General features: G+C 48.5%; 16 protein-coding genes. 8 read left to right on the top strand and 8 right to left on the bottom strand.

The features are described 5' to 3' along the window. Positions 1–131 precede the first annotated feature (131 nt). On the bottom strand, positions 132–3,896 hold the full coding sequence (locus Q0R57_RS07650; RefSeq protein WP_294745550.1) for a hypothetical protein: 3,765 nt from the start codon (positions 3,894–3,896) through the stop codon (positions 132–134). Between the two features lie 96 nt (positions 3,897–3,992). Further along, the gene (locus tag Q0R57_RS07645; RefSeq protein WP_294745546.1) at positions 3,993–7,940 is read right to left on the bottom strand and encodes a two-component regulator propeller domain-containing protein; all 3,948 of its coding nucleotides are present in this window, start codon (positions 7,938–7,940) and stop codon (positions 3,993–3,995) included. 217 nt (positions 7,941–8,157) lie between these two features. Between Q0R57_RS07645 and metF the strand changes: the two genes are divergently transcribed. The 4 genes from metF to Q0R57_RS07625 are packed head-to-tail and all read left to right on the top strand — an operon-like array spanning position 8,158 to position 11,847. Continuing rightward, a complete protein-coding gene (metF, locus tag Q0R57_RS07640; protein WP_294745543.1) occupies positions 8,158–9,102 on the top strand; it encodes a methylenetetrahydrofolate reductase [NAD(P)H] in 945 nt (314 codons plus the stop codon). Beyond that, positions 9,099–10,199, top strand: coding sequence for a DNA polymerase III subunit delta (locus Q0R57_RS07635; protein WP_294745540.1), 1,101 nt, complete (start codon positions 9,099–9,101; stop codon positions 10,197–10,199). The genes metF and Q0R57_RS07635 overlap by 4 nt, the downstream gene beginning before the upstream one ends. Positions 10,200–10,235: 36 nt before the next feature. Further along, positions 10,236–11,393 carry a regulatory iron-sulfur-containing complex subunit RicT gene (gene ricT, locus Q0R57_RS07630; protein ID WP_294745535.1) on the top strand — a complete coding sequence of 386 codons (1,158 nt, stop codon included), beginning with the start codon at positions 10,236–10,238 and terminating at the stop codon, positions 11,391–11,393. A gap of 13 nt (positions 11,394–11,406) precedes the next feature. Beyond that, positions 11,407–11,847, top strand: coding sequence for a gliding motility lipoprotein GldH (locus tag Q0R57_RS07625; RefSeq protein ID WP_294745532.1), 441 nt, complete (start codon positions 11,407–11,409; stop codon positions 11,845–11,847). On the opposite strand, the gene rodA is transcribed toward Q0R57_RS07625, so the two are convergent. Genes rodA through Q0R57_RS07595 form a run of 6 tightly spaced genes read right to left on the bottom strand, consistent with a single transcriptional unit; the run spans position 11,844 to position 18,148 of the window. Continuing rightward, positions 11,844–13,313, bottom strand: a complete 1,470-nt coding sequence (gene rodA / locus Q0R57_RS07620; protein WP_294745529.1) for a rod shape-determining protein RodA — start codon at positions 13,311–13,313, stop codon at positions 11,844–11,846. The genes Q0R57_RS07625 and rodA overlap by 4 nt on opposite strands. Beyond that, the gene (gene mrdA / locus Q0R57_RS07615) at positions 13,294–15,144 is read right to left on the bottom strand and encodes a penicillin-binding protein 2 (RefSeq protein ID WP_294745526.1); all 1,851 of its coding nucleotides are present in this window, start codon (positions 15,142–15,144) and stop codon (positions 13,294–13,296) included. Before mrdA ends, rodA begins: the two co-directional genes overlap by 20 nt. Positions 15,145–15,152: 8 nt before the next feature. Continuing rightward, positions 15,153–15,650 (bottom strand): rod shape-determining protein MreD, encoded by a 498-nt coding sequence (gene mreD / locus Q0R57_RS07610; RefSeq protein ID WP_294745523.1) that lies wholly within the window; start codon positions 15,648–15,650, stop codon positions 15,153–15,155. 5 nt (positions 15,651–15,655) lie between these two features. Beyond that, positions 15,656–16,525 (bottom strand): rod shape-determining protein MreC, encoded by an 870-nt coding sequence (gene mreC / locus Q0R57_RS07605; protein WP_294745520.1) that lies wholly within the window; start codon positions 16,523–16,525, stop codon positions 15,656–15,658. 1 nt (position 16,526) lies between these two features. After that, the gene (locus Q0R57_RS07600; protein ID WP_294745517.1) at positions 16,527–17,549 is read right to left on the bottom strand and encodes a rod shape-determining protein; all 1,023 of its coding nucleotides are present in this window, start codon (positions 17,547–17,549) and stop codon (positions 16,527–16,529) included. Positions 17,550–17,554: 5 nt separating this feature from the next. Next, a complete protein-coding gene (locus Q0R57_RS07595; RefSeq protein ID WP_294745515.1) occupies positions 17,555–18,148 on the bottom strand; it encodes an IMP cyclohydrolase in 594 nt (197 codons plus the stop codon). Between the two features lie 235 nt (positions 18,149–18,383). Between Q0R57_RS07595 and Q0R57_RS07590 the strand changes: the two genes are divergently transcribed. The 4 genes from Q0R57_RS07590 to truB are packed head-to-tail and all read left to right on the top strand — an operon-like array spanning position 18,384 to position 21,083. Further along, complete coding sequence (locus Q0R57_RS07590; protein WP_294745513.1) at positions 18,384–19,244, top strand: permease-like cell division protein FtsX; 861 nt, start codon at positions 18,384–18,386, stop codon at positions 19,242–19,244. Positions 19,245–19,282: 38 nt separating this feature from the next. Further along, the gene (locus tag Q0R57_RS07585) at positions 19,283–19,534 is read left to right on the top strand and encodes a DUF3098 domain-containing protein (RefSeq protein ID WP_294745510.1); all 252 of its coding nucleotides are present in this window, start codon (positions 19,283–19,285) and stop codon (positions 19,532–19,534) included. Beyond that, a complete protein-coding gene (locus tag Q0R57_RS07580; RefSeq protein WP_294745507.1) occupies positions 19,521–20,378 on the top strand; it encodes an undecaprenyl-diphosphate phosphatase in 858 nt (285 codons plus the stop codon). Before Q0R57_RS07585 ends, Q0R57_RS07580 begins: the two co-directional genes overlap by 14 nt. After that, positions 20,379–21,083, top strand: a complete 705-nt coding sequence (gene truB, locus Q0R57_RS07575) for a tRNA pseudouridine(55) synthase TruB (protein ID WP_294745505.1) — start codon at positions 20,379–20,381, stop codon at positions 21,081–21,083. Positions 21,084–21,111: the final 28 nt, after the last annotated feature.

Raw genomic sequence — 21,111 nt, 5'->3', positions numbered from 1 at the left:
CTGCAAAGATAACAAAAAAATTGTAGATTATACACAATTATACGTCTCATTTGTTTTTCTATATGTAAAATGAAGGTGGGCAAGCATACGTGTGTATGCCTGCCCACCTTAGTTATTCTCTTCGAGAAAGATTATTTCTTGATAACCTTTTCGATGCGTACAGTACCGTCACTCATGTACTTCTTCACAATCTGGATACCCTTCTGGGCAGTGATGATGCGACGTCCGTTCAGGTCGTAGAGCTCGATGCCACGAACACGTGCTGCAGCGGGAGCTTCTACGCCAGTCTCAATCTGCTCGTTCAGCTTAGCATATTCGCCTGCATAGTCGAAACCAGCAGCAGGAGAGACGAGCAACAGACGAACCTCGTTGAAGAAGGTATGAGAACCGTCACCAGCATTGACACCAATGGTGAGTATACCGTCAGTAACAACTACTTCATCCTCAATGATACTGGTCTGAGAGTCGTTGCTAGCAAACGGGAAGGCCTGTCCGATACCTGGGCATCCACCATAATACTCCTGCTCGTTGCTGTCGATAGCGAAGCTATAGCTGTCCTCGATTTCCTGGTTGTCGCGATCACCGAAGGCGAAGCGAATATTATAGATACCTGCAGGCAGGTCCTCGATGGTCTGCTGTACGCGATAAGCACCGCCCCAAGTCTGGAACATGCAGTCCTCAGCAACACCCTCAACATTCTTAGGCTGTCCCCAACCAACGGTAAGGCCAGGAGCATTGTAATCCTCAGGAGTAACCCATCCAGGAACATTTTCAGGTGTGAAGTTCATATTGGTCTCCTGCTTATAGGTGTTCGGGTTCTTCACGAACACAGTCATGTCGTAAGAAGGAATAACCTCTTCCAAAGTTGTCTCGTCAACGGTTGCCTGGAACAAAGGATTGTTTGTATCGGCAATACCCTGATACAACAACTTCTTAACGTGGAGCTTAAGACCCTCAATCAGTTCATCATCGTCGATCAATGCGTTGTTGAGACCAGCAACGTATGTACTGTCAATAGCAACACCGAGTTTTTCGCTCAAAGTGTTCAGGGTAGCAAGACCCAGACGCATACGATCGAAGAGTACTGCAACACCAGTAGCCTTACCACCATTTGCATTCTCAGGAGCAGAAACGCCCTCAGTGAAGAGCAGAGAAGCAAGATTAGCATACTCGTTCAGTTCATTGATAGCTACAAGCAGAGCATCATTGTCAGTCAGTTTGTCAAAATCATAGATGAGCTGCATGTCCTCTACCTCAGGATCTTGGCTAACGTTAACCCACTCAGAAGAACCATGATACTTGGCATTGATAGCCTTCACCTCTTCATAGAGTGCTGTCTTAGCAAACTTGTTGTTAGCATTCTGACGCTCCACGTCGAGTGACTTCTTAATCTGAGCATCGTAGTTATCGCAATTTGCACGGTGATCCTTCAGGGCTGCGGTCTTTGCATCGAGTTCAGCAGCAGCAGCCTTGAACTTAGAAGGAGCAGTATAGCCATCCTTCTCGGCCACGTACTTAGCAACGGCATCTTTCAGAGCGTCATAGTCTGGACCGAGATAACGTTCAGCACCATTCTCCTCAAGAGCCTTCTTAGCATTCTCAATAGCTGTATTCAGCAGAGCGGTCTCCTCAACACCCATGGTGTTAGGCATATACTTCACAGTAGGATTAGCCAGCAGGACCTCGTTGAAGCCACCAACCTGCCAACGCAGCATGTAATATGCGGTGAAATCGGGAACGAAGGTAAACTCAGAAGCAGTAGAACCTGTAACGGGAGAACTGGTAACACCATTTACGTTAGGAGTATTCTGGATAGTTTCAGAAAGGTATGTTTCTGACTCATCAGGACTCATGATAGAGAAAGTCATCTGTGAACCATTGTCCTTCCACATAGCAGAGTTAAACTTAACAACATACTTCTTACCAGCCTCAAGCTCCAGATAGTAACCTTCCTCACTACCATACTGGGCATAACCCTCACGGAAGTAGAGAGCCTTGGTGAAGTCACCACCAGCAGCGAAGTCAAACATACGAGGACCTGAGCTATAAGAGCTCTCAGAGGTACGGGTTTCTCCATTGAAATCAACAACGAAACCAGCAGGAATACCACCAGCAGCGCAGTTAGCAAAGTACTCAGTAGGCAGTACATTCTTGATGGTGTCGCTAGGATCAACATCCACCTTGCCAATGAAGAATGAATATTCAAATGTAGCAAAGTTCTTTTCCAAACGAGCTTCAGGATAAACATTATCCATCTTGATGGTATACTCACCAGTAGTCAGGTCGCCACCTTCACGCTTCAGGACAATCTTCTCTGCGAAACCATCGGCAGGTGAAACAGTGAGCTTCTTTCCATTCAGAGTAGCTACGATATCTTTACAGTCAACAAGCTTGTCGAATGTCACATGGAACTCCTTCAGACTATTGGGCAGGTTGAATGAACCATTCTCAGGATCAGACTCGATGATAACGGGCTCGAGATAGATATATGCGAAAGCACCTTCCTCCATTGCCACATCTTCATTTTCTGTAGCAGGACCATCATAGTTAGCCACACTCTGACCCTCAACAGCAGCAGAGGTATAAACCAGATGATAAGCGGCATCGGTAGGATTGGTGAACTTCACATTAACGTCGCCGTCAATCATGTTTTCAAGGAAGATAAAGAAACGACCATCAGCAAAAGCCTCTACAGAGGTAATGTCGGCTTCTTCCAGAAGGTCACCGTCAACGGTCACTTTCACACAGTCCTTGGGGAACAACAGACGGGGTTTGCCTGAAGCTGCCACCAGTGCAGGAATATTGGTATCAAAACCAAAGTCAATCTTGATCACATCCTGACCATACTCAACAAGTGTACCAAGTTTGAAGATTTCAAAACTAATATTATCAAAATAATAGTTGTTTGCATCTGCCAATTCATTCAGGTTGAAAGCAATTGACGTAAACAAGCCACCACCCGTATTCGGACCAGCCTGATTAGCAGTAACTACACCTTCTTTTTCGAATTTATTCCAATCGGTAGTAAAGTTAACGTCACCTAACATATCGTAGTAGATATAATCTCCAGGCTCGGCATGTGCCTGAGTAGAGGCTTTTGCATCGGCATCAGCTCTATAGTCAAAAGATACACGATACTTTGTACCAGCAGGAACAATCTCTGAGAAGCGGAACCAGAACTGGTTATCCCAAGCGTCGGCCTTTTTCTCTGTTGCTTCAACCTTAATACCACGGCTTCCATCAACTCCTGCACCATCTACGATGACAGAAGGCTCAGGATCGCCCTGATTCACTTTAGTGAAGAAGCTACTAACATCATCACCTTCCATATCACTGTTGATGATAAGGTTAGTCCAACCTACAGTAGGCGCATTTTCAGCCTTTTCCACTTCCATGCTTGTCACTGTCACATCTGCCCAGTTGGCACCCTTGATACAATGCAGGTGACAGAAGCCCTTATCCTTGACGATTGCTTTAATGTCAACAGTATAAGTAGCGTTCTCGTCGTCGCCTTCCTTAGTAAAATACTTCTGTGACCAGCCACCATCCTTAGGATATTCAATCAGATGAGACTGTGACTCATCAGAATTCCACTGACCCTCATCAACATCACGGTTGAGGAGGAAACGAGGAGTACCTGAAGTCACGGTGACAATCAGCTTGGTGTAACCTGACAGGTCTGCATAGTTAATAACACTGCCATCGCCATAAGGCAAGCCGGTAGGCTCGTCCAAGACCCAGGCAAATTCGGCAGAACCAGTGCTTCTAGCATCGGCAGTCCAGCCATCCCAAGAACAGAAGGGCACCTCATCAAGAGACACTCTAGCTGCACTTGCAGTTGTTGCACCCATTGCCATCAGCACGAGTGCAAGTGTCATGAGAAATAATTTCTTCATAAGCATTTAGTTAGTTAGAAAATAATAAATTTAGATTTCGTGAAATTTCGGCTGCAAAGATAGTGCTATTAGCTGAGACGCCGTTAATGCTACGTCTCATTGTGTTTCTCGTTTGTCACCACCGCTTTTCTCACCATATTCCGACGGAGCTACACCAAAGTATTTCCTAAAGATAGTAGAGAAGTGTGCCAGGTTAGAGAAGCCCACAGTGTAAGCCACTTGTGTGACATTAATCTTCTGTTCTTTCAGCAGTCGGGCAGCCTGTTCCAAACGGATATTCCTGATAAACTCGCTGGTTGAGATGCCAGTCATTTCTTTCATCTTACGATGCAGCTGAGCTCGGCTAATACCAACCTCCTGTGTCAGCATATCCACATTGAAGTCGCTGTTCGAGATATTCTTATTCACAGCTTTCATGATACGTTCCATCAACAACTCATCGTTGCCCTTCACTTCAGGCTGTATCACTTTGTCTACCTGTTTCTGTGCACCACTATACTTGCCTTTCAGTCGCTGGCGACCCTGAATCAGGTTCTCAATCACCATATGAAGCTCTTCCATGTCGAAAGGTTTGGCCAAGAATGCATCAGCACCACGTTCCAAACCTTCCAAGCGGTTGGCCACATCAGTTTTCGAGGTCAGCATCACCACAGGCACATGGGCTACGTTCGTGTTGGTCTTAATCATTCTAAGCATTGTGAAGCCGTCCATCTCAGGCATCATCACATCGCTCACCACAACGTCGTATTCGCTGTCGTCCTGTGCATGCAGCAGCAGCTCTTTCAATCCGTCCTTACCGTTGTTACAAATACCGAACTTATAATAGCGTCCCAATTCGCTGGAAATATAACGGCCAATCTCAACATCATCATCGACGATAAGTACGCGACGCTTCGACACCGATGCCACCTTTACGGTAGGCGTGGTGGGAGCCTCTGTCTCTTCTATCTCGTTTTGTTGTAGGTGTGCGTTGCCCAATGGTAACTTGACCTCGAATACTGAGCCCTGCTGGTCCTTGCGGTTGTAAGCTTCGATAGTGCCGTGATGCATATCGACAATCATTTTACAGAGGTTCAGACCGATACCAGTACCTGCCACATGCAGTCTGCGAGAATTACCACCCTGATAGAAACGTTCAAAGATATGCTTTAGGTTGTCGGCATCCAACCCCACACCATTATCGATGACCTGTAATGTGGCGAAAGCCTCGTCATGGGTGAGTTTCACCTCCACAGCACCACCATCGAAGTTATATTTAAAGGCGTTCGAGAGCAGGTTAGTGATGACCTTATCGAATTGGTTGCGGTCAATCCAAATATCAAGTGTGTCAGCGTCGTGATGGAATTCGAAAGTGATACCACGTTCTTTGGCGCTATACTCAAACATCTTACATACACCCTGAGTAAAATCCACAAGGTCGGTCTGCTGACAGTGCAGCTGCATTTGCTGCTTGTCAATCTTACGCACGTCGAGAATTTGGTTCACCAAGTTCAAGATACGCTTGGCATTGTGATCAATAATATCAATATCACGCTGTGCCTCGGGATGGTCAGTACCTATATGGCGCTTCAGGTTGGCCAGCGGACTCATGATGAGCGTCAGCGGAGAGCGAATATCGTGAGTGGCGTTAATCAAGAATTTCATCTTTTCCTCATTCAGGTGCTCATAGGCTCTGCGTCGGTAGTTCAGCAACACAAAAATCACTATAGCAATAATTACTGCCAGATAAATGCAGTAAGCCAGTGTGGTGCGATACCACGGTGCCTTCACAGTGACAGTCACCGTCTTCACAGGCGTATAATCGTTACCCTGCTGTGCCCTCACCTCAATACGGTAGGTACCTGGCTGGAGATGACTCAGCGTAAAGTCGTTGACGCCAGCCGCATTTCGGATCCAATCGCCATCGTTCACCCTATACTCCAGGAATACGTTAGATGGGTTGTAGAAGTTCATCTGTGAAAAGCACAGCGTGATGGTATGATCCAAATAACTCAGCGTGAAATGATCAGACTCACAGACAGGTTTTTCTGTTATCTTTACGTTGTTCAGTTCGGTACGTGTATTCACTGCCTGTCCACTCACAAGAAGAGCTGTCAGATGCAGAGAGTCGGGGGTGGTATGGTCCTCACCGATTCTCCGTGGTAGGAAAGCTGTAAAACCATCGTTATGTCCGAAGAGTACCAAATCGTCGGCGGTATGCATGCCTATACCGTACAGGAACTCCTTCTGCGCCAGTCCGTTGCCGCTAATATGCCCTATAAAGGTATGATTTGACTGTTGATACTGCCAGATACCTTGCGACGTAGAACACCAGATATCGCCATTGTCCGACTGCACAATATAGCATACATTCTTGTTGTCCAATTGTTCACTGCCTGGGAAGCGCTCTACACGTTGCGTCTGGCGGTCATAAAGGAAGAGTCCCACCTCAGTGCCCACGGCGATGCAACCTTCCAGGGGTCTACCGTCAGCCAGAGAGCCAAGATGTAACTCGGTTACATCGAAACATACAATGCCATCGAGCTGTGAGTTCCAGCCCTGAGAACGGAAATTGTCGGTATGAGGATCGTAACACGATATACCCGATGAGGTGGCCATCCATATCAAGCCCTGCTTGTCCGACTCCATTGCCATGATCCAGTTATTGCACAGATAACCGCGGATAGAATCACGCTCCGAGAAATTATGGTTACGCAGACTGCCCGTAGCTGGGTCGAAGATACAGAATCCCCTTGAGAACGTAGAGAGATAAAGGCGACCCTCATCGTCACTAGTCATATCGTTAAAACGGTCACACTCAAACGTCACTTTCTGCTGATAGCGTCCTGTTGCGGGGTCGTAGGCATAGAATGCATTGTCGGTGCCTACCCAATAACGTTTCTGCTTGTCTCGGAACATAAATTCCACAGCATCGGGAGCGGTAGGCTGTGCCATCACATGGCCCTTGCGGTTAAAACCATAGATACCCACACCCTGTACCGTACACCACACAATACCGTCATCACCCTCGCACACCGATGAAATAGCAGAACCAAGGTTGATGCCCTGAGATTGGAAGCTCCAGTTACTAAAGCCTACGGGTTTCAACGGCACCATCAGCAATCCCTTGCGCTGGCATCCCAGCCAGAGATTACCCGTACGGTCGGTCATAATGCAGTTCACCTTAGTGGTATTGGCGTCTACTCCAGCAGCATCAATATCCATATGCTCCAGCCGACGTGAGCCAACCCGCAGCATGTAAATACCCTGTCCTCGCGTACCTATATATAATGTACCATCAGCTGAAACAGATGCACTGGTAAACACAGCATCTTTCCTCGACGCCTCATTCAAATCTATATCAGCAACCGTCATCTGTCCGTTATGATATGACATCAATCCGTGCAGACATACCACCAACAGTTCGTCGCCATGCTCAACAATGGCCTGTGGATTACCCACCGATGACAGGAACGTATGCATTTTCTTGCCATCGTGCATCACAATATTCTCGTCAAAGCCAATCTTCCACAATCTACCCCTCGAATCTTCCATCAGACTGTTATAGAACATCTCTGGAGCGAAAAAGCCCGAAGGCTGGAGGTACCCCTCACTATTAATGGTGTACAAACCATAGCCTGCAGTACCAATCAGTATGGTGCCGTCCTTACGCTCAATGATGCTCGCCACACGAGCACCCATATCACCATATTCTGGTGGAAAACCATAGTGTACAAAGGAATCTGTGGCATCGTCGTAACGGTCCAAGCCATGGTTCGTGCCTACCCATACACGTCCTTCATTGTCGCACAGCAGTGAGACAACACCGTTCACCCTCATTGAGTTGGGGTCGTTGTTCTTATGCAAATAGTATGAAAAACGGTAACCGTCATATCTATTCAGACCGTAGTCTGTGGCTATCCACAGCGAACCTTGTCGATCCTGACAGATATCAGACACCAGACTGCTTGAAAAGCGGTCGGAGGAAATGAACTGTCCTATTTGTGCCCGCGCTGTCAGTGTCAGTGACAATGCGGTGAGCAGTAATAATATCGTGCGTTTCATCGTTGTTATGGCAAAAACTAATAAATTACGGCGCAAAGATACAAAAAATAAAATACGATGCACTTTTTATTAAGTTTCATTAAGTTTTCTTTTTGTCTCTATACGTAAAAACAAGCGCTTTAGAGCACGGAGACAGCTTCACAATAGCTTCGCTTCGCAAAATATCTTAAATAAATTTGGTTTTTCGCTCGATTTGCACTACCTTTGTGGGCGAATTATGAGTATCTTGAAATTAGACGACACCAGGCGGTTCTCATTTGAGGTGCTGCCCCCACTGAAGGGGACGGGCACAGAGAAGTTATTTGCCGACATAGACAAACTAAAGGAATACAACCCCGCCTATATCAACATTACAACCCACCACTCGGAGTTTGTGTATAGAGAACTGCCCAACGGACAGTATGAGCGTCAGCGCATACGTCGCCGTCCGGGTACAGTAGCCATTGCTGCTGCCATCCAACAAAAATACAGTATACCCGTGCAGCCGCATGTCATCTGCAGCGGTGCAACCATCGAGGATATTGAATACGAGTTGTTGGATTTGCAATTTCTAGGTATCAGCGACTTATTGCTGTTAAGAGGCGACAAGGCAAAGGAGGACAGCCGTTTTGTGCCAACACCCGGCGGGCATGCCCATACCACAGAGCTGATGCAGCAGGTGAAACGATTCAACGAGGGATTCTTTGCCGACGGCACTCCTATCAAGAACCCTGGTCACGCTTTCGATTATGGTGTAGCCTGTTATCCCGAGAAACACGAAGAGGCCCCCAATTTGGAGCGCGACATGGAATACCTGAAGCAGAAGCAGGAACTGGGAGCACAATATGCTGTGACACAACTGTTCTTCGACAACCAAAAGTATTTCGAGTTTGTGGACAAGGCTCGTGCAATGGGCATTACCATCCCCATCATACCAGGAATTAAGCCACTGGCGAAACTAACACAGCTCACTGTGGTGCCCAAGACGTTCCACTGCGATATTCCAGAGCCACTGGCCAAGGAAATTGTGAAGTGTAAGACGGATGATGATGCACGACAACTGGGCATTGAGTGGACCACCGAGCAGTGCAAGGAGCTGTATCAGCACGGTGTGAATAACATACATTTCTATACTGTCTCTGCAGTAGATTCTGTAGCTGAAGTCGCTAAAAAGCTATTATGACGTTTAGTGAGGTGATAGGACAGAAAGAGGTGCAAGAACGCCTGAAACAGATGGTCAAGGAAGGTCATTTGCCTCATGCAATCATGCTATGCGGTCCCACTGGAAGTGGCAAGATGGCATTGGCGGTGGCCTTTGCCTCATACCTTTTAGGCGAAGACAACAGCATGGTGAAGAAACTGGAGCATCCCGACTTGCATTTTACCTACCCCACCATCAAGCTACCGTCGATGAGTACCGACCACAAGCCCGTAAGCGATGACTTTGCCCGCGAGTGGCACGAACTGATCATGGAGGGGCCCTACTTCACCCTAGACCAATGGCTCAACGCCATCGGTGCCGAGAATCAGCAGGCCATCATCACTGCAGGTGAGAGCGACGAACTGGTGAGGAAGCTGTCGCTGAAATCGAGTCAGGGTGGCTATAAGATTAGTATCATCTGGCTGCCCGAACGCATGAACATCGAGTGCGCCAACAAGTTACTGAAGCTCATTGAAGAACCACCCTCACAAACGGTGTTCCTCATGGTGTGTGAAGAGCCCGGCAACCTCTTGGAGACCATCCGCAGTCGTGTACAGCGCATAGACGTTAAAAAGTTGCCGGCAGACGAAATCCGCCAAGCACTCATAGAACACAGAGGACTGGGCGAAGATGATGCAGTGCGCATCAGCCGACTGGCCAATGGTTCGTGGCTCAAAGCCATGGAAGCCTTACAGGCCGGCACAGAGAACGAACAGTTTCTTGACCTCTTTATCATGCTGATGCGTTTGGCCTACCAACGCAAGGTACGCGACCTACGCAAATGGAGTGAGACGATGTCGAACTTTGGTCGAGAGAAGCAGAAACGCTTCCTGCAGTTTTTTCTGCACATACTTCGCGAGAACTTTATGTACAACTTCCAGCAACCCGACCTGGTGTATATGACCCGTGAGGAAGAGGACTTTGCCAAAAACTTTGCCCGTTTCATTAACGAGGCCAACATACTGCAGCTGTATGATCTGACAAACCGCGCCCTGCGTGACATTGGCCAGAACGCCAATTCAAAGATAGTATTCTTTGACTTTGCACTGCAAATCATTGTGCTACTCATTCAAAAATAACCCATTAGTCCTATAAGACTCATATAATATTATAATATGGAAGAGAAACAAAGAACCTACGAGATACGAACAGGCTGCGACCGCGGACTATGCCGCGCTGCCGTAGGTCGCCAGGATCGCCAGCTGAATACCTACGACTGGCTGGCCGACGTACCTGGCAATGCCGAGTCGACAGACTTGGTAGAGGTACAGTTCAAGCACACCCGCAAGGGCTACTATCACAACGTGAATAACCTGCCGCTAAAAAAGGGCGATGTTGTGGCTGTAGAGGCCAGTCCTGGTCACGACATCGGCGTGGTAACGCTGACCGGTCGGCTGGTGAACCTGCAAATCAAGAAAGCCAACCTGAAGAGCGCTGAGGACATCAAGCGTATCTATCGTTTGGCCCGTCAGGTGGATATGGACAAATACAAAGAGGCCAAGGCTCGTGAGCACGAAACGATGATTCAGAGTCGCGAGATTGCCAAGAACCTCGGTCTGCAGATGAAAATCGGCGACGTGGAGTATCAGGGCGATGGTCAGAAGGCTATCTTCTATTATATCGCCGATGAGCGTGTGGACTTCCGCCAGTTGATTAAAGATCTGGCTGCCGCTTTCCATGTGCGTATCGAGATGAAACAGATTGGTGCACGTCAGGAAGCAGGACGCATCGGTGGTACAGGCCCTTGCGGCCGCGAGTTGTGCTGCGCCACCTGGATGAAGAACTTCGTCAGCGTGTCTACGGGTGCTGCCCGCTATCAGGATATCTCGCTGAACCCGCAGAAACTGGCTGGTATGTGTGCCAAGCTGAAATGTTGTCTAAACTACGAGGTGGACGACTATATGGAGCACAGCAAGAAGCTACCCAACCGCGAGATTGTACTTCAGACCCTCGATGCCGACTACTACTACTTCAAGGCCGACATTCTGGCCGGACTGGTCACCTACTCTACTGACAAGCGCATAGCCGCTAATCTGGAGGTTATCACCGCCGAGCGTGCCAAAGAGATAATTGAGATGAACAAGCGCGGCGAGAAGCCTGCTGACCTACAGCCCGACGAAGAAAAGCAGAAAAAACAGGAGAACGCCCCTGTGGACCTTCTGGCTGGCGATGATATCCACCGCTTCGACAAAGCCAAGAAGAAAAAGAAGAAAAAGAAGCCGCAGAGACCTCAGAATGAGACTGATAGTGAGAAGACTCAGGATAAGGAATAACATACTATGGACTATGGCGGCTGCACTGGCATTTTTCAGTTGCAGCCGCAATACCATCTATAGTCACTACGAGCCCGTCGACATCAACGGATGGGAACGTGGCGACACCTTGTATTATCATATCACCACACTTCGCGATAGTGGAAATTTCAGCACGCAATTAGGCTTACGACTGACATCGACCTACCCCTATCAGGAGGTATCACTCATCATGGAGCAACAACTATTACCTGCAGGCACAATGACAGTGGACACACTGAACATCAAGTTGGCAGACCAAGAGGGCAATCTCAACGGCATTGGTCTAAGCATGTTAGACTATACCATCCCTCTGAGTGATATCTTGCTAAGCTATTCTGACACACTGAAAGTGAGCATACGCCATAACATGCGACGTGAGATGCTACCTGGCATCACCAACATCGGCATCACACTGGAAAAACAAGATCACTAATTATGCACCTTATAGCGTCCTGCATCAATGCGCAAGAAGATAAACAGCAATAAGGTAAATCCCCAGAGTGACGAACCGCCATAGGAGAAGAACGGTAATGGGATGCCTATAACAGGTGCAAGTCCCAATACCATGCCCACATTTATAAATACATGGAAAAGGAATACCGACAGCACACAATAGCCGTAGATTCGTCCGAAGGCGGTTGGTTGTCGCTCTGACAAATGGATAAGTCGTAATATCAAAGCCAGAAACAAGACTAGCACACCAGCAGCCCCCAAGAAACCCTCTTCCTCACCTACTGTACAGAAAATAAAGTCTGTATCCTGCTCAGGCACATACTTCAGCTTAGTCTGGGTACCATTCAGGAAACCCTTGCCTGCCAGTCCGCCAGAACCAATGGCTATCTCACTCTGATGCACATTATAGCCAGCACCCTTTAGGTCTTCCTCTAATCCTAACAACACGTTGATACGAGTGCGCTGGTGCTTCTCTAGCACATGATTGAGAGCATAGTCGGCAGAATTGAAGAAAACAACGGAGCCAGCAGCAAAAGCCGCCACCCAAAGGTAACCACGGTAACGCGTTATCATGAACCGCCACAACAGATAGACCACCATCAGCACACATAGGGCTAGCTGCACCCAGAACAGGTCGAAGGGAATAACGAAGACTGCAAACAACAGACATATCAGCGTAACAGTCAGAGAGATGGCCAACCAGCGATTGGCCTCAAGCCAGCGCCTACAGTACAACCCGATCATCACCGATGTGAATACCTGAATAAGAAGCATCACCACAAACGGTCCCACAGAGGTGGTGGTGTCTAGCAATGTTGGCTCGGCATAACGTATACCAACAACAAAGAACAGTACTAAGGCCGCTCCTGAGAACAATACGCTACCCGTCATACCCTCACGATAGAGCATAAGGAAGAATGCCAGATACACCAAGGCAGAACCCGTCTCGCGCTGTAACACAATGCACAGCATGGGTACAAAGATGATGGCCAGTGTCAGCAAGAAATCTTTCACACGATGGATATCATACCCATAGGTTCCCATAAACTTTGCCAGTGCCAACGCTGTAGCAAACTTAGCAAACTCAGCCGGCTGGAGGCGCAAAGGACCTAACACCAACCACGAACGGGAGCCTTTGATAGTATGGGGATTAAAGATGGTGGCAAACAGAAGCAGCACTAAAACGGCAAAGATAATATAGGAGAAAGTATCATAGAGCCGGTCATCAAGTAAAAGCAGTACCAATCCCAGAAACAACGACGTGCCTATCCACACAATCTGCATGCCAGAACGTGCCGACAGCGAGAACAGATCTGTCTCGCCATAAGTATAGCTGGCGCCACAAACGCTGAGCCAGCCAAAGGTGAGCAGAGCCATATATATTAGAATGGTCCACCAGTCGATGGCACGAAAAATGCTTGGTTGCTTATCTGGATGCTGAACCATAGTTGATGCGTTTATTCTGAATGTCGGTAGCCCTTGACTCTGAGGCATTCGACAATTCTCCGTTAATATACTTTTCCATTATCAAACCGCCAATGGGAACGCCATAGGTAGCACCCCATCCACCATTCTCAACATAGACTGCTACAGCAATCTTGGGTTCGTCCATCGGCGCAAAACCCATAAACACAGAGTGGTCATGTCCGCGGTTCTGAGCCGTTCCCGTCTTGCCACAAGCCATGAAGTCGTATTTTGCCAGTTCGTGACACGTGCCACCAATAGCGGCAGAGCGCATACCCTGCACCACATAGTCATAGGCTTCGGCACTAGCCATCGTATAACGACGGTTTGTATAGAGCGTATCGAGCTCTTCGTCTTCAATCTGCTTCACCACATGAGGCGTGATAAACCAGCCTCGATTGGCAATAGTGGCACCAAGGTTGGCAATCTGCAACGGGGTGGCATTCACCTCACCCTGACCAATGGAGATGGAGATGATAGTCAAACCATTCCACGAGCCTTTGTAGGCGTTATCGTAGAACTGCGCATTAGGTATCAGTCCACGCTTCTCTCCAGGTAAGTCAACCCCCAGCTGATAACCAAAGCCCATCGACACCATATAGTCGCGCCAGCGGTTCATAGCATCCTGTACCGTGGGATACCTCTGGCGGTCGCCTATCATGTGATACAACCCCCAGCAGAAGTAGCCATTGCATGAAGTCGAGATGGCAGGGATGAGCGACAGCGGAGAGCCATGACCATGACAACCCACACGCAGTCCCTTGAACACAAAACCATGATAGCAGGGATAGGCCGTCTGATGGGTGATGATACCCTCGGACATGAAAGTCAACGCCTGTGTGGTCTTAAACGTAGATCCTGGCGGATACTGTCCCATAATAGAACGGTTGAGCAGCGGTTTCCACGAGTCCTGCCCCAGCAGACGCTGACTCTTGGAGCGCTGGCGCCCCACCATCATACGGGGATCGTAACTGGGCGAGCTTGCCATACATAATATCTCGCCAGTTGATGGCTCAATAGCCACCACCGCACCTATCTTACCTTCCAGCAAGCGCTCGGCCAGAGCCTGCAGTTCGATGTCTATACCTAAGGTCAGATTCTTACCCGGCACTGGCATACGGTCAAGTTCTCCATTCTTATAGCTGCCTTGAATACGTCCATGGGCATCGCGCAACAGAATCTGCACGCCCTTCTCGCCACGCAGGTATTTCTCATAGAAACGCTCCACACCTAACTTGCCTATATAGTCGCCAGGCTGGTAATAGCTATCCTGTTCTATATCAGCAGGCGACACCTCTGCTACATCGCCCAGCACATGGGCGGCATTGGTATGTTCATACTGACGGATGCTACGTTTCTGGACATAGAAGCCTGGGAATCGGTACATCTTCTCCTGAAACACACTGAAGTCGTGGTCAGAAATCTGATTAAGGAACATCTGCTGGGTGAAGCGAGAATAGCCTGGATTCTTGACACGGTCCTTGATATTCGCCATGCGCTCGTCAAACTCTTGACGAGTGATGTTCAGCGTCTGACACAGCTCAAGCGTATCCAAATGATTCTTGGCCTCATTCATCACCACCATTATGTCATAGGCCGGTTGGTTATATACCAGCAACTCGCCATTACGGTCGTAGATGATGCCACGCGACGGATATTCTATCTTTTTCAGGAAAGCATTTGAGTCGGCATTCTTCTTATAGTCATCGCTCATGAGCTGTAGGAAAAACAAGCGCACTATATAAATCACGACGATAATTATCGCCACGCCACCAATCACAAAACGCCTGTTTTCAAGTCTGTAATCCTTCACGCCAGCAACTACTTTCTAATGCTTTCAATCGGGAAAATCAGGACAAGGGTCAGCAAAACGCTACCCACAACACACTCTAACCAGTAGAGCCAGTTGAAAAAGCTGTACTGCTCAAGCAGAAAGAACATCAGACAATAAATGGATACCAGGAAGGCTGCCAGTGATGCAAAATTACCAAAGCCCAACGTAGACACAGAAGACTTGACATTGAAATCAAAATCACGAGGCAGGAACAGCTCTAGTAGATAAGGCTGAAGTACGCCGACCAGCGTCAGCGAAGCCGAAGCCACACCTGGTGTATTGGAAAAGGCATCAACGATGACACCCATAAAAAAGCACCACAAGAGGATAGCCCACTTGGGATAATTACGTGGAAAGATGATGGCGAAATAGACATACAGCAAAGGTATGGCACAGTCAAACAGATGGATGCGGTTGAGCACCAGTGCCTGTGCCAGACACAAAATGATGAAGACGGACAACCGTCGAAGGGTATCTAACATCATAAACGTCAGTTCCTATTTCGTTGTATGGCCAGAGAATCAAGTGCTGCCTCTTGTAGCCTCAACCGCTCTGCAAAATCCTTTTCTGTAATGACACATACTTCGCGCAGCCTAGAGAAGTCTGTAGAGAGATTGATCTTCAAACGATACGACAGACCGTCAGCCGAGTCGTCAATATCGATAATCTTACCTATCAGCACACCTCGAGGGAAGATAGAAGAATAGCCACTGGTCTCCACCCATTCGCCCACCTTGAACTTGGCATGACGGGGAATATCGTCAACATAAGCGATGACAGAGCTGCCGCCAGGCCAGGTGACATAGCCGTAATAACCTTTCTTACGAATGGCACAACTGATGCGCGACTGGGTGTTCAGCAGAGGGATCACTACTGAATAATGGTCGCCAGTCAGATAGACCACCCCTACAATGCCTGTGCCGCAGGCCACACCCATATCTACCTCTACGCCATCCTTGGACCCTCGGTCGATAGTAATCAAATTATCTGGCCGGTCTATTGAGTTTGATATCACCTTAGCGGGAATAAACGTATAGTTGCCCAGATGGTCCATCATTTTCTGAAGAGACTGTACAGAGTCCTCGCGGGCATCGGCCATCGCCTCTTGAAAATACTGCACCTGCTGTTCCAACAACAGGTTACGACGGGTGAGGGCTTCATTGCGCTCTACCAGTGAAAAAAACTGTGTCAGCCCCGACTCCCATTCATAGACCTTGCCCACAACCGAATTGGCTGACGAAACCCACACACTGCCTTGATAGCTGTTGTATCTAAACAGCATCACACCACTGATCACTTCCAGGAAAAGGAAGATGAACCAGTGGTAGTACTTGGTGAGAAACGCCAGAAGGTTGTGCATTCTATCTCATCAGGAACGAGAAACGATCTACATTCTTCAATGCAATACCAGCACCCTTAGCCACAGAATGCAAAGGATCCTCGGGTACATGGAAAGGAATGTTAATCTTATCCTCCAGTCGCTTGTCGAGACCGCGCAGCAGAGCACCACCACCGCTCAGATAGATACCGTTCTTCACAATGTCGGCATAAAGTTCTGGCGGAGTGTTCTCTAATGCTGAAAGCACCGCATTCTCAATCTTTGCGATGGTCTTGTCCAGACAATGGGCAATCTCCTGATAGCATACGGGCACCTCCATAGGCAGGGCCGTGATACGGTTAGGACCATGAACAACATAATCCTCAGGGCCCTCGTCGCCCAGGTCGGTCAGAGCCGAGCCCACATGAATCTTGATACGCTCAGCCATACGCTCAGAGACCTTCACGTTGTGCTGACGCGACATATATTCTTGAATATCGGCTGTGAGGTCGTCACCTGCCGTACGGATAGAGTTGTTCGACACGATGCCACCCAGTGAGATAACTGCAATCTCAGTAGAACCACCACCGATATCAACAATCATATTGCCCTCGGGAGCCTCCACATCGACGCCGATACCAATAGCAGCAGCCATCGGTTCGAAAATCAGATATACATCACGACCATCAGCATGCTCGGCAGAATCGCGCACAGCACGCAGCTCCACTTCGGTAGAACCGCTAGGCACGCCAATCACCATGCGCAATGATGGTGAGAAGAAGTGACGTCCGGTATGAACCATCTTTATCAATCCGCGCATCATCTGCTCACAGGCAGAGAAGTCAGCAATCACGCCATCACGCAACGGGCGGATGGTGCGAATATTGTCGTGTGTCTTTTCATACATCATCTTAGCCTTCTGACCCACGGCAATCATTTTATCCGTGCGGCGGTCGAGTGCGACAACCGAAGGCTCATCGACAACAATTTTGTCATCGCTGATGATAATTGTATTCGCTGTGCCAAGGTCCATGGCCAGCTCTTGTCTAAAACTAAAAAATCCCATTCTTCTTACTTTGTAAACCAACTATGAATAGCCGTGTCATAATGACTGCTGACACCAAAGGCACGAGCTGCAAACATCTTGCGGTCCTCAATATCGGTCTGAGCACCTTTCTTGTTCAGAATGTCAAGCAGCACGCTGTACTCGGCCTTTGAAGGCACAATCACCACGTCCTTGAAATTCTTAGCTCCAGCACGAATCAGAGAGATGCCGCCAATATCAATCTTCTCGATTATGTCAGCCTCAGAGGCGCCACTGGCTACCGTCTGCTCAAAGGGATAGAGGTCAACAATGACCAGGTCGATTTCGGGAATCTCATACTGAGCCATCTGAGCACGGTCGCCCTCATTGTCACGACGTCCCAGAATACCACCGAACACTTTAGGATGCAGTGTCTTGACGCGTCCGCCTAAGATAGAGGGATAAGTAGTCACATCCTCCACCTTCTGACACTCATAGCCTTGCTCTTCTATGAACTTCTGCGTACCGCCCGTCGACAGGAAGCGTACGCCCTCTTCGTTCAGTTTCTTCAACAACTCGTCCAACCCGTCTTTGTGGAACACAGAAATCAACGCAGTCTTAATCTTTTTTACTTCAGCCATACCTATTTAATATAACGTTATATGTTTGGTGCTGCAAAGTTACAAAATATTTCATAATTCCCGATTTATAATCGGCTTTTTTTTTATGTAAATCAAAAAAAGTTGTCGCAGGTCAACACTGACTGCAAATAATTCTTAAAACCTTTTGCTATTCCCCCTTTTTATAGTACCTTTGCAGAATTATTTACGATTTTGCCTTTTTAGGCTCATTTTTCAAATGAGAAAAAGAAGAAACATGAACAAGCGCAGACACCGTCTGCAGATGGTGACGCTCTGCATCAGCACCACCATGGTACTAGTATTGTTGGGGTTGGTGGTGTTGCTGGGACTCACAGCCCACAACCTGCAGAAGAACCTGCGTGAGAATGTGGAAATCAGCGTCATATTGAACGACACCTTATCAGTAGAAAGCGGCAAGGCCTTAGGTGAGATTATCAAAACCAAAGCCTATGCCCGTGAGGTGACGTACATCAGTAGCGACGACGCCTTGCAGACCGCCAAGACCGAGATGGGTATCGACCCCACCGAGTTTACAGGCTTCAATCCCTTCTCACCCGAGTTGACAGTCAAGCTGGAGGCGCCATACGCCAATACCGACTCACTGAAACAGATCGTTAAGGCATTGCGCCAAAACAAGAAAGTGGTCGATGTGGCATATACCAAAGACGAGATAGAAGGCATGAACCGCATTCTCGACACCATCAACATAGCGCTGCTTGCCCTTTCGGCACTGCTCATCTTCATCTGCTACACGCTGATAAGCAACTCCGTACAACTGAGCATCTATTCAAGGCGCTTTGTCATTCACACCATGAAACTGGTAGGTGCATCTTGGGGATTCATACGCCGGCCGTTTCTTAAACAGGCCATCACCATTGGACTCATCTCGGCCATCCTGACATGCATTATCCTAGGTGGCATCATCTACGCCCTGCTGCCCTACATGCCTCGCATCGAGACTATTATGACGTGGCATGAGCTGGCCATCACAGCCGCCTGCGTATTCGTCTTCGGTTTCGTCATCATGGTTCTGTGCACGCTGTTATCAGTCAACAAGTTTCTGCGCATGACGGCAGGAGAACTGTATAAGATTTGAGGTTTGAGAATTGAAAATTGAGAATTGAGAATTATAAAATGGACAAAAGAAATTTTGCGTTCGGAAGAACAAACTTTATCCTACTGGCCGTCGGTATGGCCATTGTCATCATCGGTTTCATCTTAATGGCAGGTAGTGGTTCCAGTGAGCAGGCCTACAACCCTGAAATTTTCAGTGCCCGACGCATCAAGGTAGCCCCATTGGTGTGTCTCTTTGGCTTTGTATCAATGATTTACGCCGTTGTGCACAAAAGCAAGGATAAGGAGGAGAAAGTAAATGACGCTGCTTGAAACCATCATCATCGCTATTGTAGAGGGACTGACAGAGTTCCTGCCGGTATCATCAACGGGTCACATGATTATCACACAGAACCTGCTGGGCATTCCCCAGGGCGACCCGTTTGTGCATGCCTTTACGTTTATCATCCAGTTTGGTGCCATCCTTTCTGTGGTATGTCTTTATTGGAAGCATTTCTTCAAGTTCGACAATACGCCTGCACCTCAAGGCAGTGGCACGATTCAGAAACTGAAGCATAAGTACTACTTTTACTGGCTGCTCATCGTGGGTGTTTTACCTGCTGTGATTATCGGACTGGCTGCAAAAAAGTCCGGACTGCTCGACTGGCTGCTCGACAGCGTACTCGTTGTAGCCATCATGCTGGTGGTGGGCGGTGTGTTCATGCTGTTCTGCGACAAACTGTTCAACAAAGGCAGCGATGCCAATAAGCTCAACGAGAAGCGGGCTTTCAACATTGGTCTGTACCAGTGCATCTCGGTCATTCCAGGTGTGTCACGTTCTATGGCTACCATCGTGGGTGGTATGACTCAGGGACTGACTCGCCAGCGCGCTGCTGAGTTCTCGTTCTTCCTGGCTGTGCCCACTATGGCTGGAGCCACGCTACTCGACCTACTTGACCTACTGAAAGAGGATGCTTCGTGGGCTACTGCTCACAACATCACCATGCTCATCGTGGGCTGTGTGGTGGCCTTCATCGTGGCACTACTGGCCATGAAATGGTTTGTGGCCTTCCTCACCAAATATGGTTTCAAGGCTTTCGGTATCTACCGCATCATCGTTGGCGGCATCATCCTCATCTTGCTGCTGACGGGTCACTCACTTGCAATGGTCGACTAAATGAACTTTCAAGAAGGAGAATTCATATACATCAACAAGCCCTACCGGATGTCATCGTTCGGCGCATTGGCTTATGTCCGCACCCGACTGTCGAAAGCACTTCATGTAAAGCGGCTGAAGACGGGCCATGCGGGCACGCTCGACCCCTTGGCTACAGGTGTGCTCATCCTCTGCACTGGCAAGGCCACCAAGCGCATAGAGTCGTTGCAATATGCCACGAAGGAATACACGGCTACGCTGCAACTGGGAGCAACGACGCCCAGCTACGACCGCGAGCATACGGTGGACATGACCTACCCCACCAAGCACATCACCCGTGAGCTGATAGAACGTGTGCTCCCCAATTTTGTTGGCGAGATACAGCAGGTGCCGCCAGCCTATTCGGCCTGCAACATCGACGGCCACAGAGCTTATAAGATGGCACGCAAGGGCGAGACGGTGGAACTGAAGCCCAAAACGTTGCGCATTGATGAGATAGAGTTGACCCACTTCGATCCTATGACGATGCAGATGAGCATCCGCGTGGTTTGCGGCAAAGGCACCTACATCCGTGCTCTGGCTCGCGACATCGGTGAGGCGTTGAACAGCGGAGCCTTTCTCACGGCTCTCTGTCGCACTCGTCTGGGCGATGTGCGCATAGAAGATTGCCTGACGCTGGATGATTTTCCTGCTTGGCTCGACAAACAATCAATTCAAGTACCATAAGTCCCATAGGCCCCAAGGCCCCATAAGA

Source organism: uncultured Prevotella sp. (genome assembly GCF_946407605.1).
Classification (GTDB): Bacteria; Bacteroidota; Bacteroidia; order Bacteroidales; family Bacteroidaceae; genus Prevotella.
The sequence above is the reverse complement of the archived record's forward strand: the minus strand, read 5'-3'. Positions and strand labels throughout refer to the sequence as shown.

What these genes read in the sequence shown, in the direction of transcription:
- Q0R57_RS07650 (WP_294745550.1), bottom strand. Translation starts at nt 3,896, where the DNA reads ATGAAGAAATTATTTCTCATGACACTTGCACTCGTGCTGATGGCAATG.
- Q0R57_RS07645 (WP_294745546.1), bottom strand. Translation starts at nt 7,940, where the DNA reads ATGAAACGCACGATATTATTACTGCTCACCGCATTGTCACTGACACTG.
- metF (WP_294745543.1), top strand. Translation starts at nt 8,158, where the DNA reads ATGAGTATCTTGAAATTAGACGACACCAGGCGGTTCTCATTTGAGGTG.
- Q0R57_RS07635 (WP_294745540.1), top strand. Translation starts at nt 9,099, where the DNA reads ATGACGTTTAGTGAGGTGATAGGACAGAAAGAGGTGCAAGAACGCCTG.
- ricT (WP_294745535.1), top strand. Translation starts at nt 10,236, where the DNA reads ATGGAAGAGAAACAAAGAACCTACGAGATACGAACAGGCTGCGACCGC.
- Q0R57_RS07625 (WP_294745532.1), top strand. Translation starts at nt 11,407, where the DNA reads ATGGCGGCTGCACTGGCATTTTTCAGTTGCAGCCGCAATACCATCTAT.
- rodA (WP_294745529.1), bottom strand. Translation starts at nt 13,313, where the DNA reads ATGGTTCAGCATCCAGATAAGCAACCAAGCATTTTTCGTGCCATCGAC.
- mreD (WP_294745523.1), bottom strand. Translation starts at nt 15,650, where the DNA reads ATGATGTTAGATACCCTTCGACGGTTGTCCGTCTTCATCATTTTGTGT.
- mreC (WP_294745520.1), bottom strand. Translation starts at nt 16,525, where the DNA reads ATGCACAACCTTCTGGCGTTTCTCACCAAGTACTACCACTGGTTCATC.
- Q0R57_RS07600 (WP_294745517.1), bottom strand. Translation starts at nt 17,549, where the DNA reads ATGGGATTTTTTAGTTTTAGACAAGAGCTGGCCATGGACCTTGGCACA.
- Q0R57_RS07595 (WP_294745515.1), bottom strand. Translation starts at nt 18,148, where the DNA reads ATGGCTGAAGTAAAAAAGATTAAGACTGCGTTGATTTCTGTGTTCCAC.
- Q0R57_RS07590 (WP_294745513.1), top strand. Translation starts at nt 18,384, where the DNA reads ATGAACAAGCGCAGACACCGTCTGCAGATGGTGACGCTCTGCATCAGC.
- Q0R57_RS07585 (WP_294745510.1), top strand. Translation starts at nt 19,283, where the DNA reads ATGGACAAAAGAAATTTTGCGTTCGGAAGAACAAACTTTATCCTACTG.
- Q0R57_RS07580 (WP_294745507.1), top strand. Translation starts at nt 19,521, where the DNA reads ATGACGCTGCTTGAAACCATCATCATCGCTATTGTAGAGGGACTGACA.
- truB (WP_294745505.1), top strand. Translation starts at nt 20,379, where the DNA reads ATGAACTTTCAAGAAGGAGAATTCATATACATCAACAAGCCCTACCGG.